At 73.7% G+C, this 16774-nt stretch carries 18 protein-coding genes; 11 read left to right on the top strand and 7 right to left on the bottom strand.

What is annotated here, in order from left to right:
- From UQW22_RS18665 to UQW22_RS18655, 3 genes are all read left to right on the top strand, one after another.
- Positions 1-1590 carry an OmpA family protein gene (locus tag UQW22_RS18665; protein ID WP_407320861.1) on the top strand — a complete coding sequence of 530 codons (1590 nt, stop codon included), beginning with the start codon at positions 1-3 and terminating at the stop codon, positions 1588-1590.
- A gap of 70 nt (positions 1591-1660) precedes the next feature.
- Positions 1661-2374 carry a hypothetical protein gene (locus UQW22_RS18660; protein ID WP_407318706.1) on the top strand — a complete coding sequence of 238 codons (714 nt, stop codon included), beginning with the start codon at positions 1661-1663 and terminating at the stop codon, positions 2372-2374.
- Between the two features lie 77 nt (positions 2375-2451).
- Positions 2452-2952, top strand: coding sequence for a dsRBD fold-containing protein (locus UQW22_RS18655; RefSeq protein WP_407318705.1), 501 nt, complete (start codon positions 2452-2454; stop codon positions 2950-2952).
- A 14-nt stretch (positions 2953-2966) separates the two neighbouring features.
- Here UQW22_RS18655 and UQW22_RS18650 read toward each other — a convergent pair whose 3' ends face one another.
- Complete coding sequence (locus UQW22_RS18650; protein ID WP_407318703.1) at positions 2967-4202, bottom strand: RNA polymerase sigma factor; 1236 nt, start codon at positions 4200-4202, stop codon at positions 2967-2969.
- Positions 4199-4585: a YciI family protein gene (locus tag UQW22_RS18645; RefSeq protein ID WP_407318701.1), complete on the bottom strand. Its 387-nt coding sequence runs from the start codon at positions 4583-4585 to the stop codon at positions 4199-4201. Before UQW22_RS18645 ends, UQW22_RS18650 begins: the two co-directional genes overlap by 4 nt.
- 184 nt (positions 4586-4769) lie before the next feature.
- On the opposite strand from UQW22_RS18645, the gene UQW22_RS18640 reads away from it, so the two are divergent.
- Genes UQW22_RS18640 through UQW22_RS18630 form a run of 3 tightly spaced genes read left to right on the top strand, consistent with a single transcriptional unit; the run spans position 4770 to position 7271 of the window.
- Positions 4770-5642, top strand: coding sequence for a transporter substrate-binding domain-containing protein (locus UQW22_RS18640; protein ID WP_407318700.1), 873 nt, complete (start codon positions 4770-4772; stop codon positions 5640-5642).
- A 4-nt stretch (positions 5643-5646) separates the two neighbouring features.
- A complete protein-coding gene (locus UQW22_RS18635) occupies positions 5647-6516 on the top strand; it encodes an ABC transporter permease subunit (RefSeq protein ID WP_407318699.1) in 870 nt (289 codons plus the stop codon).
- Positions 6513-7271, top strand: a complete 759-nt coding sequence (locus tag UQW22_RS18630; RefSeq protein ID WP_407318698.1) for an amino acid ABC transporter ATP-binding protein — start codon at positions 6513-6515, stop codon at positions 7269-7271. Before UQW22_RS18635 ends, UQW22_RS18630 begins: the two co-directional genes overlap by 4 nt.
- Positions 7272-7279: 8 nt before the next feature.
- Here the strand turns inward: UQW22_RS18630 and UQW22_RS18625 are convergent, their stop codons facing one another.
- The 4 genes from UQW22_RS18625 to UQW22_RS18610 all read right to left on the bottom strand — a co-directional run bounded on the left by UQW22_RS18625 (position 7280) and on the right by UQW22_RS18610 (position 10286).
- Positions 7280-7660, bottom strand: a complete 381-nt coding sequence (locus UQW22_RS18625; RefSeq protein ID WP_407318697.1) for a universal stress protein — start codon at positions 7658-7660, stop codon at positions 7280-7282.
- Positions 7661-7673: 13 nt separating this feature from the next.
- Entirely contained in the window at positions 7674-8813 is a 1140-nt protein-coding gene (locus UQW22_RS18620) for a calcium/sodium antiporter (protein WP_407318696.1), read from the bottom strand.
- Between the two features lie 87 nt (positions 8814-8900).
- Complete coding sequence (locus tag UQW22_RS18615) at positions 8901-9353, bottom strand: SufE family protein (RefSeq protein WP_407318695.1); 453 nt, start codon at positions 9351-9353, stop codon at positions 8901-8903.
- 12 nt (positions 9354-9365) lie between these two features.
- Positions 9366-10286, bottom strand: a complete 921-nt coding sequence (locus tag UQW22_RS18610; RefSeq protein ID WP_407318694.1) for a sulfurtransferase — start codon at positions 10284-10286, stop codon at positions 9366-9368.
- A 215-nt stretch (positions 10287-10501) separates the two neighbouring features.
- Between UQW22_RS18610 and UQW22_RS18605 the strand changes: the two genes are divergently transcribed.
- From UQW22_RS18605 to UQW22_RS18590, 4 genes are all read left to right on the top strand, one after another.
- The gene (locus tag UQW22_RS18605; RefSeq protein ID WP_407318692.1) at positions 10502-11752 is read left to right on the top strand and encodes a GAF domain-containing protein; all 1251 of its coding nucleotides are present in this window, start codon (positions 10502-10504) and stop codon (positions 11750-11752) included.
- 162 nt (positions 11753-11914) lie between these two features.
- On the top strand, positions 11915-13318 hold the full coding sequence (locus UQW22_RS18600) for an aldehyde dehydrogenase family protein (RefSeq protein WP_407318690.1): 1404 nt from the start codon (positions 11915-11917) through the stop codon (positions 13316-13318).
- A gap of 3 nt (positions 13319-13321) precedes the next feature.
- The gene (locus UQW22_RS18595) at positions 13322-13723 is read left to right on the top strand and encodes a DUF779 domain-containing protein (protein ID WP_407318689.1); all 402 of its coding nucleotides are present in this window, start codon (positions 13322-13324) and stop codon (positions 13721-13723) included.
- A gap of 66 nt (positions 13724-13789) precedes the next feature.
- On the top strand, positions 13790-14827 hold the full coding sequence (locus tag UQW22_RS18590) for a hypothetical protein (protein ID WP_407318688.1): 1038 nt from the start codon (positions 13790-13792) through the stop codon (positions 14825-14827).
- A 52-nt stretch (positions 14828-14879) separates the two neighbouring features.
- Here UQW22_RS18590 and UQW22_RS18585 read toward each other — a convergent pair whose 3' ends face one another.
- Entirely contained in the window at positions 14880-15356 is a 477-nt protein-coding gene (locus UQW22_RS18585) for an HNH endonuclease (RefSeq protein ID WP_407318686.1), read from the bottom strand.
- Between the two features lie 315 nt (positions 15357-15671).
- Here UQW22_RS18585 and UQW22_RS18580 point away from each other — a divergent pair, with 315 nt between their 5' ends.
- A complete protein-coding gene (locus UQW22_RS18580) occupies positions 15672-16760 on the top strand; it encodes an FUSC family protein (protein WP_407318685.1) in 1089 nt (362 codons plus the stop codon).
- The last annotated feature ends 14 nt before the right edge of the window (positions 16761-16774 follow it).

The raw sequence follows: 16774 nt of genomic DNA, 5'->3' as shown, positions 1-16774 counted from the left end.
ATGCACCGTGGCCTGAGCGCAGCGCTCGTCGTCGTGCTGGCGGGGCTGTCGGCCGGGTGCGGCCTCCAGGGGTCCGGGACCACCGACCCGCCGGCGAGGTCGGCGACGTCCGACACCGCCCGGCCCGCGCCCGGAGCCACGACCTCGACCGGCGGTGCGCACCCCGCCGGCGAGGTCGTGGCGGTGGAGCGGGAGTGGCACGGCGTGCAGGTGCAGCTCGCCGTGCGGCCTGTCGAGACCACCGACGACGTGGCGGTGCTGCGCTACGACCTGGCCGCGACCCGGACCGACGGGCCCGGGCCACCCCGGTTCTCCTCCGTGGCGCTCGCGCTGGGCGAGCTCGGCGCCTCCACCGCCGACGGCCGCGGGGTGCGGCTCGTGGACTACTCCACGGGCCTCGTGCATCCGGTGGCCAGGACCCCCGGCGGCGGTGCGGCCGCCGTCGTCGACCGGCTGGACGACGACGGCGACACCGTCCGGGGATCGGCGGTCGCCGTGTTCGCCGCACCTGCGGGCGCGTCGGTCGACGTGCTGCTCCCCGCGCTCGGCGCCGTGACGGTCCCGGTCGTCGTCGGCGGCGCCGACGTCTCCGAGGCCGTCGACCGCGCCGGGGGTGCGGACGAGGCGACGACCCACGGGTTGCGCGCGTTCACGCAGGACCACGCCGCCACCACGACCACCTCCGCGCAGGACGACGACCTCGTGGTCACGCTCGCGTCCGACGTCCTGTTCGACCCGGACGAGCACACGCTCTCGGACGCGGCGCGCTCGGTCGTGGACCAGGCGGCGGACTCGATCCTGGAGCAGGCGGACGCCGGGCAGGTGCACGTCGTAGGCCACACCGACGACGTCGACACCGAGGCCTACAACCAGGGGTTGTCCGAACGGCGGGCGTCGTCCGTCGCCGACCGGCTGCGCGAGCGCCTCGGCGGCGACGTGGCGGTGACGCAGGAGGGCCGCGGCGAGAGCGAGCCCGTCGTGGACGGCAGCAGCCCGGCCGACCGGGCGGCGAACCGCCGTGTCGAGATCCGGTTCCACGGACGGCTGGTCGTCGAGCACCAGGGGCGCGGCGACGACCAGGGCCGCGTCGCCCTACCCACGACCGACGCCCCGACGGCGCAGGACGCACCCGTGACCGTCGTCACGGACGCCGGCGACTACAGGGTCGAGGTCCGTTCGGTGGTGCGACGCCCGGACGCCCTGGTGGGCACGCTCGTGGCCGAGCGCGTCTCGGGCGACTCCATCGACCCGGCCTGGTTCCTGCCCGCCAACCTCCGGGTCGTCGGCGACCGGAGGTTCGGTACGCGCGCGGAGGCGGCAGGTCCGCACAACCTCTCGCTCCTCACCCCGGGGGAGCGGATCCTGCCCTTCGACTACGAGGGGCGGACACCGTCCGGCGAGCACGCCCTGCGCCGGCTGCTCGGCGACGAGGAGGTCTCGCCGCTCGACCGGGGCGAGACCGTCCTGGTCACCGTCGTGTGGCCGGAAACCGGTCAGGACACCGTGACCGTCGACGCCCCCGACCGGTTCCGCATCACGGACGTGCCGGTCACCGACGCGTCCACCACCGACCCGTCGACGGGAGACTGACGTGGCACCGGACCGCACCTGCCGCCCTCTCGGCCGGCCTGCGCGCCCCGAGCACCCTGACCGTCCCGCGGTGCCACGCGACGACGGAGAGCGCGGTTCGATGCACGTGCTCACGATCCCCGCCGCGGCGGGGCTGCTGGCCCTCGCGCTGCTGGTCGTCGCGATGGTGGGGTCGGCGACCGGCGACCGCCGGGAGGCCGCGACGGCCGCCGACGCCGCGGCGCTCGCCGCGGCGCACGCGTGGGACGACCGGTTGGAGCGGCTGCACGCGCTCGGCCAGGACGCGCCGGACGGCGAGGGGTTCTGGGCGCTCGCGGAGCAGCCGGTGCTCGACACGGGGACCGCGGGGCAGGTGCGCTCCGCCGCGGAGACCTACGCCGAGCACAACGAGGCGACCGTTGAGGCGATCGATGTAGACACCGCGCGCCTCGAGGTGACGGTCCGGGTGCGGCACGAGGACCTGGTGCCGGGCACCGAGCTGGCCTCGCAGGCGTCGGCGACGTCCCGGGTGGAGCTCCGCGACGGCCTGTGCCTCGACGAGGGACGGCTGGGGTGGGTCGTCGACGACGGCTGCCGGACGGCCCCGGCCGACGACGGGTCCGGCGAGTTCGCCGAGGCCGGCGGTGAGCCCGCCGAGCAGGCAGGCGACGAGACGGGCGACGAGGCAGGCGACGAGGCAGGCGACGAGGCAGGCGACGGGGCAGGCGAGGAGGCGGGCGACGAGCCGCCCTGGACGCCACCCGGCGTCGCGGGCTACGACAGCGACGTCCGGCTGATCGGCTGACGGCCGTCGCGAGCGGGCGCCGTCGGGAGCACCATGGAGGGACACCAGGTGCTCGACGACGCGACGGAGGGATCATCATGAAGGCCTCGGTGGGCGACAGGATCGTGACGGCCGCCGGAGTGGTCGGCGGGGCGGTGCGCGACGGTGTGGTCGTGGAGTGCCCCCACGGCGACGGGTCCCCACCGTTCCGGGTGCGCTGGTCGGACACCGGCGAGGAGACGCTGGTCTTCCCCGGCCCGGACTCCCTCGTGCAGCCGGCCGACGAGGCCGGTACGGCAGGGGACGACGCACGCCCGGCGCGCGCGGTGGTGTGGCAGGTGCAGGTGGCGCTGGTCGAGTCGGCGGGCAGCACGACGGCGGAGGCGGTCCTGGTCGCCGGCCCCGCGGAGCACGCCGACGTCGGCGCCCTGCGGGCGGTGGGGCATGCCCGCAAGGACCCGCACGACGCCGAGGTGCCCGTCATCGGCGACGAGGTGGCGGCGGGCCGCGCGCTGCGGCGGCTGGCGGACGCGCTGCTCGGCCAGGCGGAGTCGGACATCGCGGCGGCGACGGGCCACGAGGGCCACGTGCATACCTGAGTCGTCCCGCAGGCTCAGGCGAGCGCGTCCGTCCGCTGCTCGAGGTGCGCACGCTCGGCCGTGTTCTCGCAGAGGGCGCAGGCGGCGTCGTAGGCGTCGCGCGCCTCGTCGGTGCGTCCCGCCCGGACCAGCAGCTCGGCACGGACGGCGGGGAGCCGGTGGCCGCGCAGCACGACGTCGGCCAGTGCGTCCAGCCCGGCCTCGGCACCGTGCACCTCGCTGACCGCGACGGCCCGGTTGAGCCGCACGACGGGGCTGTCCGTCAGCTCGACGAGCTCGTCGTAGCGGGCGAGGATCCGGTCCCAGGCCGTCGCGGACGAGTGCGGGGCGATGGCGTGCTCGGCGGCGATCAGGGCCTGCAGCAGGTAGGGCGCGGCGGGGGCCGTGGTGAGCGGTTCCAGGAGCCCCAGCGCCTCGATGATCTCGTCGGCATGCCAGCGGCTGCGTTCCTGCTCGGCGAGGAGCACCGGCAGGCCGTCTGCGCTGCGAGCGTCGCGGCGGGAGTGCTGCAGCAGCATGAGGGCCAGCAGCGCGTCGAGCTCGCGTCGCTCCGCCGTGGGCGGCAGGACGTCACGCAGCACGCGGACCAGGCGGATCGCCTCGCCCGCCAGATCGACCCGGACGACGGCGTCGCCGGAGCCGGGCGCGTACCCGGCGGTGAAGGCCAGGTAGGCGATGTCGGCGACGACGGCGGTGCGCGCGGTCAGCGCCTCGCCCCGGGGGACCTCGAACCGCTCGCCGGCGATCTGCTTGCGCGCACGGGTCAGTCGTGCGGCCATGGTGGACGTCGACTGCAGGAAGAGCCGGGCGACGTCCTGGGTGGGGACGCCCAGCACGAGCCGGAGGGTCAGGGCGGCGGCCGCCTCGCGGGAGAGCCGGGGGTGTGCGCAGAGCAGCACGAGCCGGAGACGTTCGTCGACGACCTCCGCGCCGGCGTCGGCCATGACCCGCTGGGCTCGTGCTGTCAGCTCGGCCTCGACGGCGAGGCGCGGCATGGACCGGGCCAGAGCCTGCTCGGACCGCAGCCGGTCGATCGCCCGCCTGCGGGCCGCGGTGAGCAGCCACGCCGGCGGGTTGGACGGCACGCCGCCTGCCGGCCACGTGCGGGCGGCCGCCTCGAAGGCGTCGGCGAGCGCCTCCTCGGCGATGTCGAGGCTGCGCAGCTGCGCGACGAGCAGGGCCAGCAGCCGGCCCCACTCGTCGCGCAGCGCGCTCGCCAGACGCTCGGCGACGTCGTCGGTGGACGTCACGCCCCCGCGTCACCCGAGTGGTCGACGACCTGGCGGACCTCGACGACGTCCTGCGTGCCCGGGATGGTGGTGCCGGCGAGGACGCCGCAGACCTGCAGCAGGTCGTCGAGGTCGTCGGACTCGACGGTGTAGAAGCCGGAGACGTGCTCGGCGGCCTCGGCGTACGGGCCGTCGGTCACGGAGATGATTCCGGCGGCGTCCTTGCGGACCGTCTTCGCGGTGTGCGCGGGCATGAGCTCTTCGCCGCCGGTGATCCGGTGGCCGCGTTCGGCCATGAGCCGCGCGAACGTCTCGTGGAGGCCGACGACGGTGGCCTGCTGCTCGGCGGTGGCGTTCTCCCAGGAGTCGTCGCTGCCGGGAAGCAGCACGGTGTAGGTGGTCATGGTGACTATCGTCCTTCCTGCGGGGTGCACTGACATCTTGATGACGGACGAGGACCGCCCCGATCGACATCGTCCGGCACTGTGACGAGGCGCACGGCCGCGAGGGATGTCAGCGGTACCGTGACGTGTTGTGATGCATCAGGTGGTGCGACCCCGTGCCGCTCCGTGACCTGGAGGATCTCCTGTGCGACCCCGTCCTGTGCTCGCCCTAGTGTTCGCCCCCGTCGTCGCCCTCGGCCTGGCCGCGTGCGGCTCCGACGGCTCACCCGCGGAACCCGCGACGTCGGCTGGTACCGAGGCGTCCGCCGGAACCGCCGACTGCGACGCCGCCGAGCTGCCGACCCTGACCGAGGGCACGCTGACGGTGGGCGCTTCCGAGCCGTTCGAGCCCTGGTACGTCGGCGACCCGTCGACCGGCGAGGGTTTCGAGTCCGCCCTCGTGTACGAGGTGGCGGACCGCCTGGGCTACGCGCCGGAGGACATCGAGTGGACCTCCGTGACCTTCGAGCAGATCGTCTCCCCGGCGATCAAGCCGTTCGACGTCGCCGCCTACCAGACGACGATCACCGACGAGCGCGCGGAGGCGGTGGATTTCTCGAGCCCGTACCTGACCAGCCGCCAGGGCGTGATCGTCGCCGACGACGGCGACTTCGCGGACGCGACGGGCCTCGCGGACCTGACCGGGGCAAAGGTGGGCGTGACCGCGTCGCAGACCTCCCTGGACGCCGCCGAGCAGGCCTGGGGCGAGGACGTCGAGGTGGTGCCGTTCAACGGCGCGGGTGACGGGATGACGGCCCTCACCTCGGGGACGGTCGACGCGATGGTGATGGACGTCGACCAGGGGGTCGCCGCCTCCACGGTGTACTTCCCGGACACCGCCGTCATCGGCACGCTGCCCGACCCGGGTGAGCCCGAGCAGCTCGGTCTCGTCCTCGACAAGGACTCGGAGCTGACGGCCTGCGTCTCGGCGGCCGTCGAGGAGCTGGAGGCCGACGGCACGCTCGAGGAGCTGCGCACCACGTGGCTCGCCTCTGACGACATCGAGCAGCTCTCCTGACCTCGTGACGGACTGGCAGCCCTCGGCGCGCGCACGCGAGCGGGACGCCTTTCGCCGGACCCAGCGGCGCAGGGCGCTCGCCGTCGCGACCGTGGCGACCGCCGTCGTCGTCGTCGCGGTCGGGTACGTGGTGGCGACCGCACCGGGCTGGGAGCGCGCGCGCGAGGCGTTCTTCTCCCCGGAGCGGGCCGTCGAGGTCCTGCCCGAGGTGGCCGAGGGCCTGTGGCTCAACCTGCGCGTCTGGGTCGTGGCCTCGGTGGTCGGGCTCGTCGTCGGTCTGCTGCTCGCGGTGGTGCGCACCTCCCGGCTGCCGGCGCTCTTCCCGCTGCGGGTGCTGACCGTGGTCTACGTGGACGTGTTCCGCGGGGTGCCGGTGCTGCTGGTCCTGCTGCTCGCCGGTTTCGGTCTGCCGGCGCTGCGTCTGGAGTGGCTGCCCGTGAGCGCGGCGTTCCTCGGCGGGCTGGCGATCGTGCTGACGTACACCGCGTACCTGGCGGAGATCTTCCGCGCCGGGATCGAGTCCGTCCACCCCTCGCAGGTCGCGGCGGCCCGGTCGCTCGGGCTGTCCCGCGGTCAGACGGTGCGCCGGGTCGTCCTGCCGCAGGCGGTCCGCCACGTCGCGGCCCCGACGGCGAGCATGCTCGTCTCCCTGCAGAAGGACTCCGGTCTGATCTCGATCCTCGGAGCCGTGGACGCGATCCGGGCGGCGCAGATCGCCACGACCGGCGACTACAACTTCACGCCCTACGTGGTCGCGGGCGTCCTGTTCCTGCTGCTGTCCATCCCGCTGACGCGTCTGGTGGACGCCTGGTCCGCCCGGCAGGGCTGGCGCGGCCGGCTGCGCGGCGTGAGCGGTGGCGGGGTGATCCGATGAGCGCCGACCCGCTGCTGTCGTTGCGCGGCGTGCGCAAGACGTACCCGGGTGCCGGTCGTCGAGCACCGCAGAAGGTGGTGCTCGACGGCATCGACCTGGACGTCACCGAGCACGAGTGCGTGGTGCTCGTCGGCTCCTCCGGGTCGGGCAAGTCGACGCTGCTGCGGGTGATCGACCTGCTCGAGGAGGTCGACGACGGGCAGGTGCTCCTCGACGGCGTGGACGTGGCGGACCCGTGGGTGGACGCCGACGCCGCCAGGGCCCGCATGGCGATGGTGTTCCAGCAGTACAACCTGTTCCCGCACCTGCGCGTCCTCGACAACGTCACGCTGGCCCTGCGGCTGGTGCACGGCCGCGGCCGCGCCGCGGCGTCGGAGGCGGGCCGAGCGATGCTGGCGAAGGTGGGGCTGGCGCACAAGACGCAGGCCTTCCCGGACGAGCTGTCCGGGGGAGAGCAGCAGCGGGCGGCGATCGCCCGGGCGCTGGTCAGCGGCCCGGAGCTGCTGCTCCTGGACGAGGTCACCTCGGCCCTCGACCCGGAGCTGGTGGGCGAGGTGCTGGACCTGCTCGTCGCGCTGCGGGACGAGGGCACCACGATGGTGGTCGCCACCCACGAGATGGGCTTCGCCCGGGAGGTGGCCGACGAGGTCGTGTTCCTGCACGACGGGCGCGTTCACGAGCGGGGCGCGCCCGCGCAGGTGCTGGACGACCCCCAGCGGGACCGGACCCGCGAGTTCCTGCGCCGGCTGCGCTGAACGGCCGGTCAGACGCCGTAGGCGTCCTTGACGACGAGGACGGGCACGGGGGAGTCGAGCAGCACGCGCTGCGTGGTGGTGCCCATGAGGAACGTCCCCTGGCTGGACCGTTTGCGCGAGCCGACGACGACGAGCGTCGCGCCGGTGGCCTCGGCCGCGTCGAGGATGGCGTCGGCAGGCTCGGTGTGCTCGTCGCGCGAGGTGACCACCGGCTCGGCGCCGGCGCCGGCCAGCAGCTCCGCCAGCTCGGGCGGTGCCGGGACGTCGGCGGGCCGGGGATCGAGGACGAGCACGTGCAGGGGCAGGTCGCGGCGCTCGGCCTCCGCCAGCGCCGTGCGGACTGCCGCCTCGCCGTGCGGGGAGACGTTGTAGGCCACGAGCACCGTCATGGGGTCAACTCTGTCACACCTGTCGTCGCCCGCGGCGCAGCCCAAGCTCGTAGGCCGCCAGGGCGACCAGCCACACCGCGGTGACCGGCAGCACGAACCAGAGCATCGTGGTGCTGAAGGGCTGCAGCGCGGCGTGCTCGGTGGCGGCCAGCAGGACGAAGGCGACGTAGGCGACGTAGAGCGTGACGAGCAGCGCACCCTCCCAGCGCTTGATGACCTGCCCGGTGAAAGCCACGGGCAGCAGGGCCAGCGCGACGGCGACCATGAGCGGCAGGTCGAAGTGCACGGCGGCCGGGTCCACGCCGATCCCGTCGGGGGCGATCACCGCCGTCAGCCCCAGGACCGCGCCGATGTTGAAGATGTTGCTGCCGACGATGTTGCCGACGGCGAGGTCGCCCTCGCCCCGCCGGACGGCGATGACGCTCGTGGCGAGCTCGGGCAGGGAGGTGCCGACGGCGACGACCGTCAGGCCGATCACCAGGTCGCTCACGCCGAACGTGGAGGCGATCTGGGTGGCGCTGCGGACCAGGACCTGGGCACCGACGACCAGCAGGGCGACGCCGACGGCCACCAGGACCACGTCGACCAGGACGGACCGCGCGCGTGTGGACCGCAGGCGGCTCGGTGCTCGCGTCCCGCCAGGACCGCCGGAGTCCGGCGCGGCGTCGGAAGCCGCTGCGGGCGGCGGTCGGTCGGTCCGGCTGCGTCGCGAGCGCACCACCGTGACGACGACGTAGGCGACCAGCAGCGCGAGCAGCACGACGCCGTCGACGGTGCTGATGGTCCCGTCGAGCGCGAGCAGGAGCGTGAGGGCCGACAGGGCGATCATCACGGGGACGTCCGTGCGCACCACGCGGGAGGTGACGACCAACGGGACCACGAGGGCGGACAGGCCCAGCACCAGCAGGATGTTGGCGATGTTGCTGCCGACGACGTTGCCGACGGCCAGGCCGGGCGACCCGGACAGGGCGGCCCCCGCGCTGACGGCCAGCTCCGGGCTCGACGTGGCGAAGGAGACCACCGTCAGACCGACGACGAGGGCGGACATGCCCATGGTCCGCGCCAGGGACGCCGCGCCGCGGACGAGAGCCTCCCCACCGCCGACGAGCAGCACGAACCCGGCGAGGAGGAGCAGGACGCTCGAGAGGCTCACGCGCCCAGCGTACGGGCGCGCGAGCCTCTCGACGGACCTCGGCGGCTCCCGGCGACTCTCTGCGGCGGATCCGGTGGTCGGCCCGGGTCAGGCCGCCGCGAGCTGCTCGACGACCTGGCGCTTGGCGCGGGTCAGCATCCCGGCCATGCCGTTGAGCCGCAGGGCGCTGACCGCCCGTGTCAGGCCGAGCTGCAGGGGGAACTCCTCCGGGACGTCGAGCACCTGCTGCGGGGTGAGACCCGACAGCCCCTGGGCGAGGATCGACGCGAAGCCCCGCGTGGTGGGTGCCTCGGGCGGGGCCGAGGCGTAGAAGTGCACCACGCCGTCGTCGACCTCGGCGAACGCCCGGACGGGCGACTGGCACTCCTCGACCTTCTCCAGCAGTCCCGGTGCCAGGGCGTAGCGCTCCGGCAGGTCGGGCAGCTCGCGCGAGAACTCGAGCAGCAGCTGGAGCCGGTCCGGTTCGGTCAGCGCCAGGAAGTCGTCGCGGATCTCGGCCAGCGAGGCGGGCAGCTCGGCGGTCGTGGCGTCGTCGGTCATGGCTCCAGTCTCTCAGGCGGCCTTCGGGGCCTCGCCCGGCTGGTCGCCCGCGACGATGGGCACGCGCACGGCGTTGCCCCACTCGGTCCACGAGCCGTCGTAGTTGCGCACGTCCTCGATGCCCAGCAGGTAGTGCAGGGCGAACCAGGTGTGGCTGGAGCGCTCGCCGATGCGGCAGTAGGTGACGACCCGGTCGTCGGCCTGGATGCCCAGGCCCCCGGCGGACGGGTCGGCGAGGTAGATCTGCTCGAGCTCGGCGCGCGGCTTGTAGGTGCCGTCCTCGGCCACGGCGGTGGCCCACGGGACGTTGTGCGCGGTGGGGATGTGGCCGCCGCGCAGCACGCCCTCCTCGGGGTAGTCCGGGATGTGCAGGCGCTCGCCGGTGAACTCCTGGGGGGAGCGGATGTCGACCAGGGGGCCGTGGCCGAGGTGGGCGAGCACGTCCTCCTTGAAGGCACGGAAGGTGGAGTCGTCGCGGTCGACGGCGGGGTAGTCGGCCGGGGCCGGGCTCGGGACGTCCGTGGTCAGCTCGCGACCCTCGGCGACCCACAGGTTGCGGCCGCCGTCCAGCAGGCGGACGTCCTCGTGGCCGAACAGCGTGAAGACCCACGCGGTGTAGGCCGCCCACCAGTTGTTCTTGTCCCCGTACAGCACGATGGTCGTGTCGCGGCCGATGCCCTTGGAGCCGAGCAGCTCGGCGAAGCCGGGGCCGTCGAGGTAGTCGCGCTCGACCGGCAGGAGCAGGTCGGTGTGCCAGTCGATCTTCACGGCGCCGGGGATGTGCCCGGTCTCGTAGAGGAGCACGTCCTCGTCGGACTCCACGACGACCAGGCCCGGGTCGTCCAGGTGGTCCGCGAGCCAGCCGGTGGTGACGAGGCGCTCGGGGTGGGCGTACTCCTGCAGGCGCGGGGTCGGGTCCAGGGGTGCGGGCATGGTGTCCTCCAGCGGGTGAACGGGGAGCGGGGGTCGTCCCAGGTGGGTGCCTGCCCACACCCTAGGCAGGCATCGACCAGCGACGACACCCGGCGTCCATGATGTGGGACCACGATCTGAGACGCTTGTCCCGAACGGCTCCCGACGTTCGTGACGCAGCTCCCGGCACGCCGCCTACACTGGCCGGACCACCGCACGACGACGTCGGAGGCGCCATGCTGGACCGTCCCGCCGCGCAGGAGCGCACCGCCCCACCGGCGCGCGGTGGTGTCGTGCGCGACCGCCGCTCGGTGCGCACCGCCTACGACACCTTCCTCGGCACCGGGACGATCTCACCCCGGCTCGATCCCCTCGTCGCCGCCTCCTGGCGGCGCAGCCTGTGCTCCGGCGTCGACCCGGACGTCCCGCACGCCGAGGCAGGGATCGACGACCACGCCCTCGACGAGTACCGGGCGGCCCACCCCCTGGCGCCCCTCATGCCGCTCGTGCGCGACCTCGTGGTCGACGCCGCCCGCGACGACGGGCTGGTCGTGGCGGTCTCGGACGACATCGGCCGGCTGCTGTGGGTGGAGGGCGACACGCGCACCCGCACGACGGCGGAGCGGGTCGGGTTCGTCGCCGGGGCCGTCTGGCGCGAGGAGAACGTCGGCACCAACGCCCCGGGCACCGCGCTGGCCACCCGGCGCGCCGTGCAGGTCCTGGGCGCCGAGCACTTCTCCCGGCCGGTGCAGTCCCTCAACTGCGCCGCCGCCCCGATCCGGGCCGCCGACGGCCGGCTCCTCGGCGTGCTGGACGTGACCGGTGGCCGGGCCGCCGCGTCGCACGTGGCCCTGTCGTTGGTGCGGGCCACCGTGGCCAGCCTCGAGCGCGAGCTCCGGGGCCGGGCCGCCGCGCCGGCTCCCACCGGGGGACCGGACCGGCCCGCCCTGCGGCTGCTCGGCACGTCCTCCCTCCACGCGGCGGACAATGACCGGCGACTCTCGCCGCGGCACGCCGAGATCCTCGCGCTGCTCGGCGAGCACCCCCGCGGGCTCACCGCCGAGGAGCTGGCCGTGCTGCTGCACCCCGGCGCCCTGTCCGACGTCGCGGTCCGCGCCGAGATCTCCCGCCTGCGGCGGGTCGCCGGGGCCGTGGTCACCGGCTCGCGCCCCTACCGGCTGGCTGCGGGCGTCCGCAGCGACGTCGACGTCGTGCGCGACCACCTCGCCGCCGGGCGCACGACGGCGGCGCTCGCCGCGTACACCGGCCCCCTCCTGCCGCGATCCCTCGCCCCCGGCGTCGAGCGTGCCCGGGCCGAGCTCGCCGCCGAGGTCCGCTCCGCCGCCCTGGACGCGTGGACGCGCACCGACGACGGCGCCGACGACCTGGCGGCCTGGTCCCAACTCGTGCGGGTCGCCGAGCACGGCAGCCCGCTGTGGCACCGCGCCCGCGCGCACCACGCCGTGCTCGACGCCGCCCTGCGCTGACCGTCCGCCGGGCGCACGGTCGTGCGCCGGGGTGCGGCTGCAACGCTGCTGCAACCCTGCGCCGCCTAGCGTGACGGCCACGGCGCGAGGAGGTGCCGTCGTCGGCCGCCGGGCAAGGACCCGGCCGCCCGGCGAGGTGCGTACTGCGAGGAGGCAGCCAGCATGACCGTCTACACGCCCCCGGGACAGCCCGGGTCGATCGTCGAGTACCGCAGCCGCTACGACCACTGGATCGGCGGCGAGTACGTGGCACCCGCCGGCGGGGAGTACTTCGAGAACCCCAGCCCCGTCACGGGCCGGACCTTCACCGAGGTCGCCCGCGGGACCGCCGACGACATCGAGCGCGCCCTGGACGCCGCCCACGGCGCGGCGCCGGCCTGGGGTCGCACGTCCGTCACCGAGCGGGCCAACGTCCTCAACGCCATCGCCGACCGCATCGAGGCGAACGTCGAGCGGATCGCCGTCGCCGAGAGCTGGGAGAACGGCAAGCCCGTGCGCGAGACGCTCGGCGCCGACATCCCGCTGGCGGTCGACCACTTCCGCTACTTCGCCGGCGCCATCCGCGCCCAGGAGGGCTCGATCTCCGAGATCGACGGCGACATCATCGCGTACCACTTCCACGAGCCGCTCGGCGTCGTCGGGCAGATCATCCCGTGGAACTTCCCCATCCTCATGGCCACCTGGAAGCTGGCGCCGGCGCTCGCGGCCGGCAACGCCGTCGTGCTCAAGCCCGCCGAGCAGACCCCGGCCTCGATCCTCTACCTCATGGACATCATCGGCGACCTGCTGCCGCCGGGCGTCGTCAACGTCGTCAACGGGTTCGGCGCGGAGGCCGGCGGCAAGAGCCCGAACGTGTTCTTCTCCGACGTGGCGGACGCCCGGGACGACTTCTACGACAAGGCGCTCGAGGGCTTCACCATGTTCGCCTTCAACCAGGGCGAGGTGTGCACGTGCCCGTCGCGCGCCCTCATCCAGTCCGACATCTACGACCAGTTCCTCGGCGACGCGCTCGAGCGGACGAAGGCCGCCGTGCAGGGCAACCCCCTGGACACCGAGACGATGATCGGTGCCCAGGCCAGCAACGACCAGCTCGAGAAGATCCTGTCCTACCTCGACATCGGCAAGGCCGAGGGCGCACGGGTGCTCACCGGCGGCGAGCGCGTCGACCCCGGCGGCGACCTGTCCGGCGGGTACTACGTGGCCCCCACCGTGTTCGAGGGCAAGAACTCCATGCGGATCTTCCAGGAGGAGATCTTCGGTCCCGTGGTGTCCGTGACCGACTTCGGCGACTACGACGACGCCATCAAGACCGCCAACGACACCCTCTACGGCCTCGGCGCGGGCGTGTGGACCCGCAACGGGACGACGGCGTACCGCGCGGGCCGGGACATCCAGGCCGGACGCGTGTGGACCAACTGCTACCACGCCTACCCCGCGGCCGCGGCCTTCGGTGGGTACAAGGGCTCCGGCGTCGGGCGGGAGAACCACAAGATGATGCTCGACCACTACCAGCAGACCAAGAACCTGCTCGTCAGCTACTCCGGCGTGCGCGACGGGTTCTTCTAGGCCATGGCCGAGGCGACCCGCGTCGCCGTCACCGACGCCGCGGCCGAGCTCCTGGCTCGGCTGCGGCGCCGGCACGGCGACCTCATGTTCCACCAGTCCGGCGGGTGCTGCGACGGGTCCAGCCCGATGTGCTACCCCGCCGGGGACTTCCTGACCGGCGACGCGGACGTCCACCTGGGCGACCTGACCGTGGCGGACACCTCCGGGGCCGACGGCACGGCGACGTTCACCGTGCCGGTCTGGATGAGCCGGGCCCAGTTCACGTACTGGAGCCACACCCACCTGACCATCGACGTCGTGCCCGGCCGCGGCGCCGGGTTCAGCGTGGAGGCGCCCGAGGGGGTGCGGTTCCTCATCCGCTCGCGACTGTTCACCGACGCCGAGGCGGAGGCGCTGCGCGGCTGAGGTGCGGCTCACGAGGTGCCGCCGCGGGGTACCGCAGCAGGGCCCGGACCGGCTATGTTGCACTCCGTGAGCACCGAAGCAGAGGCCTTCCCGTCCGTCTCGTCGCTGCCGGCATGGCTCGTGCCGTCCGTGTACCTGAACTGGTCCACCGACTGGTTGAACGAGTCCATCGCGATCGCGACCCGTTCCCACGAGCACTCGCTGCCCGGCGGCCCGGACGGACCCAAGCGGGGCGACGTCGTCGTCACCGTGCTCGGCGACGCGGGCGTCGTGGCGTCCGTGGAGCTGATGGGGTCCTCCGACGGCGACTCCTGGGTGACCGACGAGCTGTTCGGGCCGGACCGGCCCATCGTGTGGGCCGACCTGTTCGACGGCGCGGACGGCTACATCGGCTCCTCGGGGTGGCTGCCCGCCGAGCACGCGCGGGCGGTGCTCGACGGCGTGGCCAACCAGTTCCACGACGGCCCCGTCCACACCATCGACCCGGGCGACTGCGCCGAGGGCACCGCGGCCCCCGACGTGCACGTCCTGCGCGTGCTCGGTCACCGGGCGGTGTCCGGCTGGGCGATGCGCCGCGAGGAGCGCTGCGCCACCTGCGAGCGGTTCGTCGACGTGCACGAGCTGCAGGCGCACGACGACGGCGCGGTGCGGCTGGGCACGACGACGGCCGGCGGGCGCACCCTGGAGCAGGTCATCCGCGACGTGCACCTCATGTGCCCGCAGTGCCACGACCTCATGCACGCCCACTCGGTCTCCTCCCAGCGTGCCCGGCTGCGGCCCCAGTGCCCCGGCTGCGGTGCGCGTGGCAAGACCAAGCGCATCGTGTGGGGCATGACGTTCTCCGACGACGTCGTCAGCTCCGAGCCCGACGTCGTCTACGGCGGCTTCGAGGTGCCGGTGCCGGCCCCGGACTGGTACTGCACCGAGTGCCACGCCAACTTCGGTTCCACCGTCGTCGCGTCGCGCGTCCTCGACTCCGAGGGTCCGGCCGTGCCGCAGCCCGTGACCGGGGCGATCGCGCGGGTGGGCGAGAACGACCTCGGAGCCACGTCGGGCGAGCCCGACTCCGCGGACCCGCGGTGGGAGCCCGTCGAGGGGATCTGAGCCGTGGCGGGATGGCCGTCTGCTCGCGGGCCGCTCGGGCCGTGACGGCCGCTCAGGCGGCGACGGGCCGGGCGCGCCGGTGGCGCCGGACCAGGCCGTGGTCGAACGGCGGGACGTATGGCGCCAGGCGCAAGGGCATCCCGGCCTCCAGCGGCGTGCGGTCGGCCTTGCGGTGGTTGCAGGGCCGGCACGCCGCCACCAGGTTCAACCACGAGCTCTCGCCACCGCGGGACCGGGGGACCACGTGGTCCACCGTCTGCGCCGGACCGCCGCAGTAGGCGCACGCGCCGTCACGTCGTTTGATGCCGTCCTTCGTGACCGCTGGTCGTCCACCGCCGCGGTAGAGCCAGCGCATGGTCACGTACCGCACCAGGCGCAGGACACGGGGCAGCGGGTACGGCCCGAACGACTCGCCCTCGACGAACTCCTCGACCACCGCGACCTCGCGCACGAGCATCGTGATGGCGTGCTTGACCGACACTCGGTGCAGCGGCTCGTAGCCGGCGTTGAGGACCAGCACGTCGGCCACGGTCCTGCTCCTTCCTGCGGTGCACCGGCCGGGCCGGGCCGGTGCGGTCTGGGCGGCTCCCTCGACGTCTCGGTGTCACGGTCGAGACGGGCCCGGGCAGGCCCGCCGGACGGGCGCGCTGTGGCGTCCGTCACGGAAAATGTAAGGGTCCGCGGCGCGGAGGTCCAGGGCTTTGGCGGTGGGTCTGCGTCCCCTCGGTGGCCGAACGTCCCGGTTCGGCACGGTTTGGGCTCCAGAACGGTCCGGAAAGAGACGTCCGGCGTGCGGAGCCCGGCATTCCAGGCGTCGAGCAACGACATCGAGTTGACTGGGACGATGGACACCGAACACGGGACGGTGCGCTCTCGCGCCGGAGCATGGCTGCGGTCGCCGACCAACCAGGTCGACCTCCTGCAGACCGCCAAGGCAGCCGTCGCCACGATGGTCGCCTGGGCCCTGGCCGAGATGGTGCTCGAGCTCCAGCAGGCCTTTCTCGCGCCCTGGATGGCGCTCCTGACGGTGCACGCCACCGTGTACCGCACGTTCTGGCGCGGTACCCAGACGGTGCTGGCCGTCGGCACGGGCATCCTGGTGTCCTTCGTCGTCGTGCAGGCGTTCGGCACGACGGTCCTGTCCTTCGGGCTGGCCCTGGTGGTCGGGTTGGTCCTCGCCCGGGCCAAGCTGTACCGCGACGAGGGCATGACGATCGCCACCACGGTGGTGTTCATCATCACCGTGGGCTACGACTCCTCGACCGAGCAGACGATCGACCTGCTGCCCGACCGGCTGCTCGCGACCGCCATCGGTGTGCTCGTCGCGCTGATCGTCAACGCGACGGTCTTCCCGCCGCTCAACGATCGCAGCGCACAGCAGCAGATCGACGCGATCGACCGCAGGCTGGGTCGTCTGCTCGGCGACATGGCGACGCAGTTGCGGCAGCACTCGGAGGAGCAGGAGGAGGACGACTGGATCGAGCGGACGCGTGACCTCTCGGCCGACGTCGACCACGCATGGTCGCTCGTGCGGACGGCCCGGGAGAGCGGCTCGTGGAACCCTCGTCGACGGCGGCATCCCGGCGACGAGCTCGAGAGCTACCCGCAGGTGCTCGAGCGGCTCGAGGAGGGGGTGTCGTACGTGCGCAGCATCGCCCGACTGGTCCGCGAGTCCGACCGCGACGCCCAGACGTGGGAGCCGATGTTCCTCGAGCGCTACACCGACCTGCTCGCCGAGGCGGGGCGCCGGGTGGCAGAGCCCGAACCCGAGCTCGCCGCACTGCGGGAGCATCTGCAGGATCTCGGGAACGACCTCTCGACCGAGGACCTCTCGGGCAAGCTGTGGCCGCTCTACGGCGCGCTCCTCGCGAACCTGCAGATGATCGTCGACGTGGTGGACGACGTCGCCACGGCCCGCCCGGTGCGGACCTGAGCAGCCGTACCGCA

The sequence above is a fragment of the Isoptericola halotolerans genome (genome assembly GCF_045689585.1).
GTDB lineage: Bacteria > Actinomycetota > Actinomycetes > Actinomycetales > Cellulomonadaceae > Isoptericola > Isoptericola halotolerans_B.
Note: the sequence above shows the minus strand (reverse complement) of the source record. Positions and strands in the feature narration are given on the sequence as shown.

Coding starts and splice junctions, on each gene's coding strand:
- UQW22_RS18610 (WP_407318694.1), bottom strand. CDS start 10,286: ATGCCCGCACCCCTGGACCCGACCCCGCGCCTGCAGGAGTACGCCCAC.
- UQW22_RS18580 (WP_407318685.1), top strand. CDS start 15,672: ATGGACACCGAACACGGGACGGTGCGCTCTCGCGCCGGAGCATGGCTG.
- UQW22_RS18615 (WP_407318695.1), bottom strand. CDS start 9,353: ATGACCGACGACGCCACGACCGCCGAGCTGCCCGCCTCGCTGGCCGAG.
- UQW22_RS18645 (WP_407318701.1), bottom strand. CDS start 4,585: ATGACCACCTACACCGTGCTGCTTCCCGGCAGCGACGACTCCTGGGAG.
- UQW22_RS18595 (WP_407318689.1), top strand. CDS start 13,322: ATGGCCGAGGCGACCCGCGTCGCCGTCACCGACGCCGCGGCCGAGCTC.
- UQW22_RS18655 (WP_407318705.1), top strand. CDS start 2,452: ATGAAGGCCTCGGTGGGCGACAGGATCGTGACGGCCGCCGGAGTGGTC.
- UQW22_RS18600 (WP_407318690.1), top strand. CDS start 11,915: ATGACCGTCTACACGCCCCCGGGACAGCCCGGGTCGATCGTCGAGTAC.
- UQW22_RS18625 (WP_407318697.1), bottom strand. CDS start 7,660: ATGACGGTGCTCGTGGCCTACAACGTCTCCCCGCACGGCGAGGCGGCA.
- UQW22_RS18605 (WP_407318692.1), top strand. CDS start 10,502: ATGCTGGACCGTCCCGCCGCGCAGGAGCGCACCGCCCCACCGGCGCGC.
- UQW22_RS18665 (WP_407320861.1), top strand. CDS start 1: ATGCACCGTGGCCTGAGCGCAGCGCTCGTCGTCGTGCTGGCGGGGCTG.
- UQW22_RS18630 (WP_407318698.1), top strand. CDS start 6,513: ATGAGCGCCGACCCGCTGCTGTCGTTGCGCGGCGTGCGCAAGACGTAC.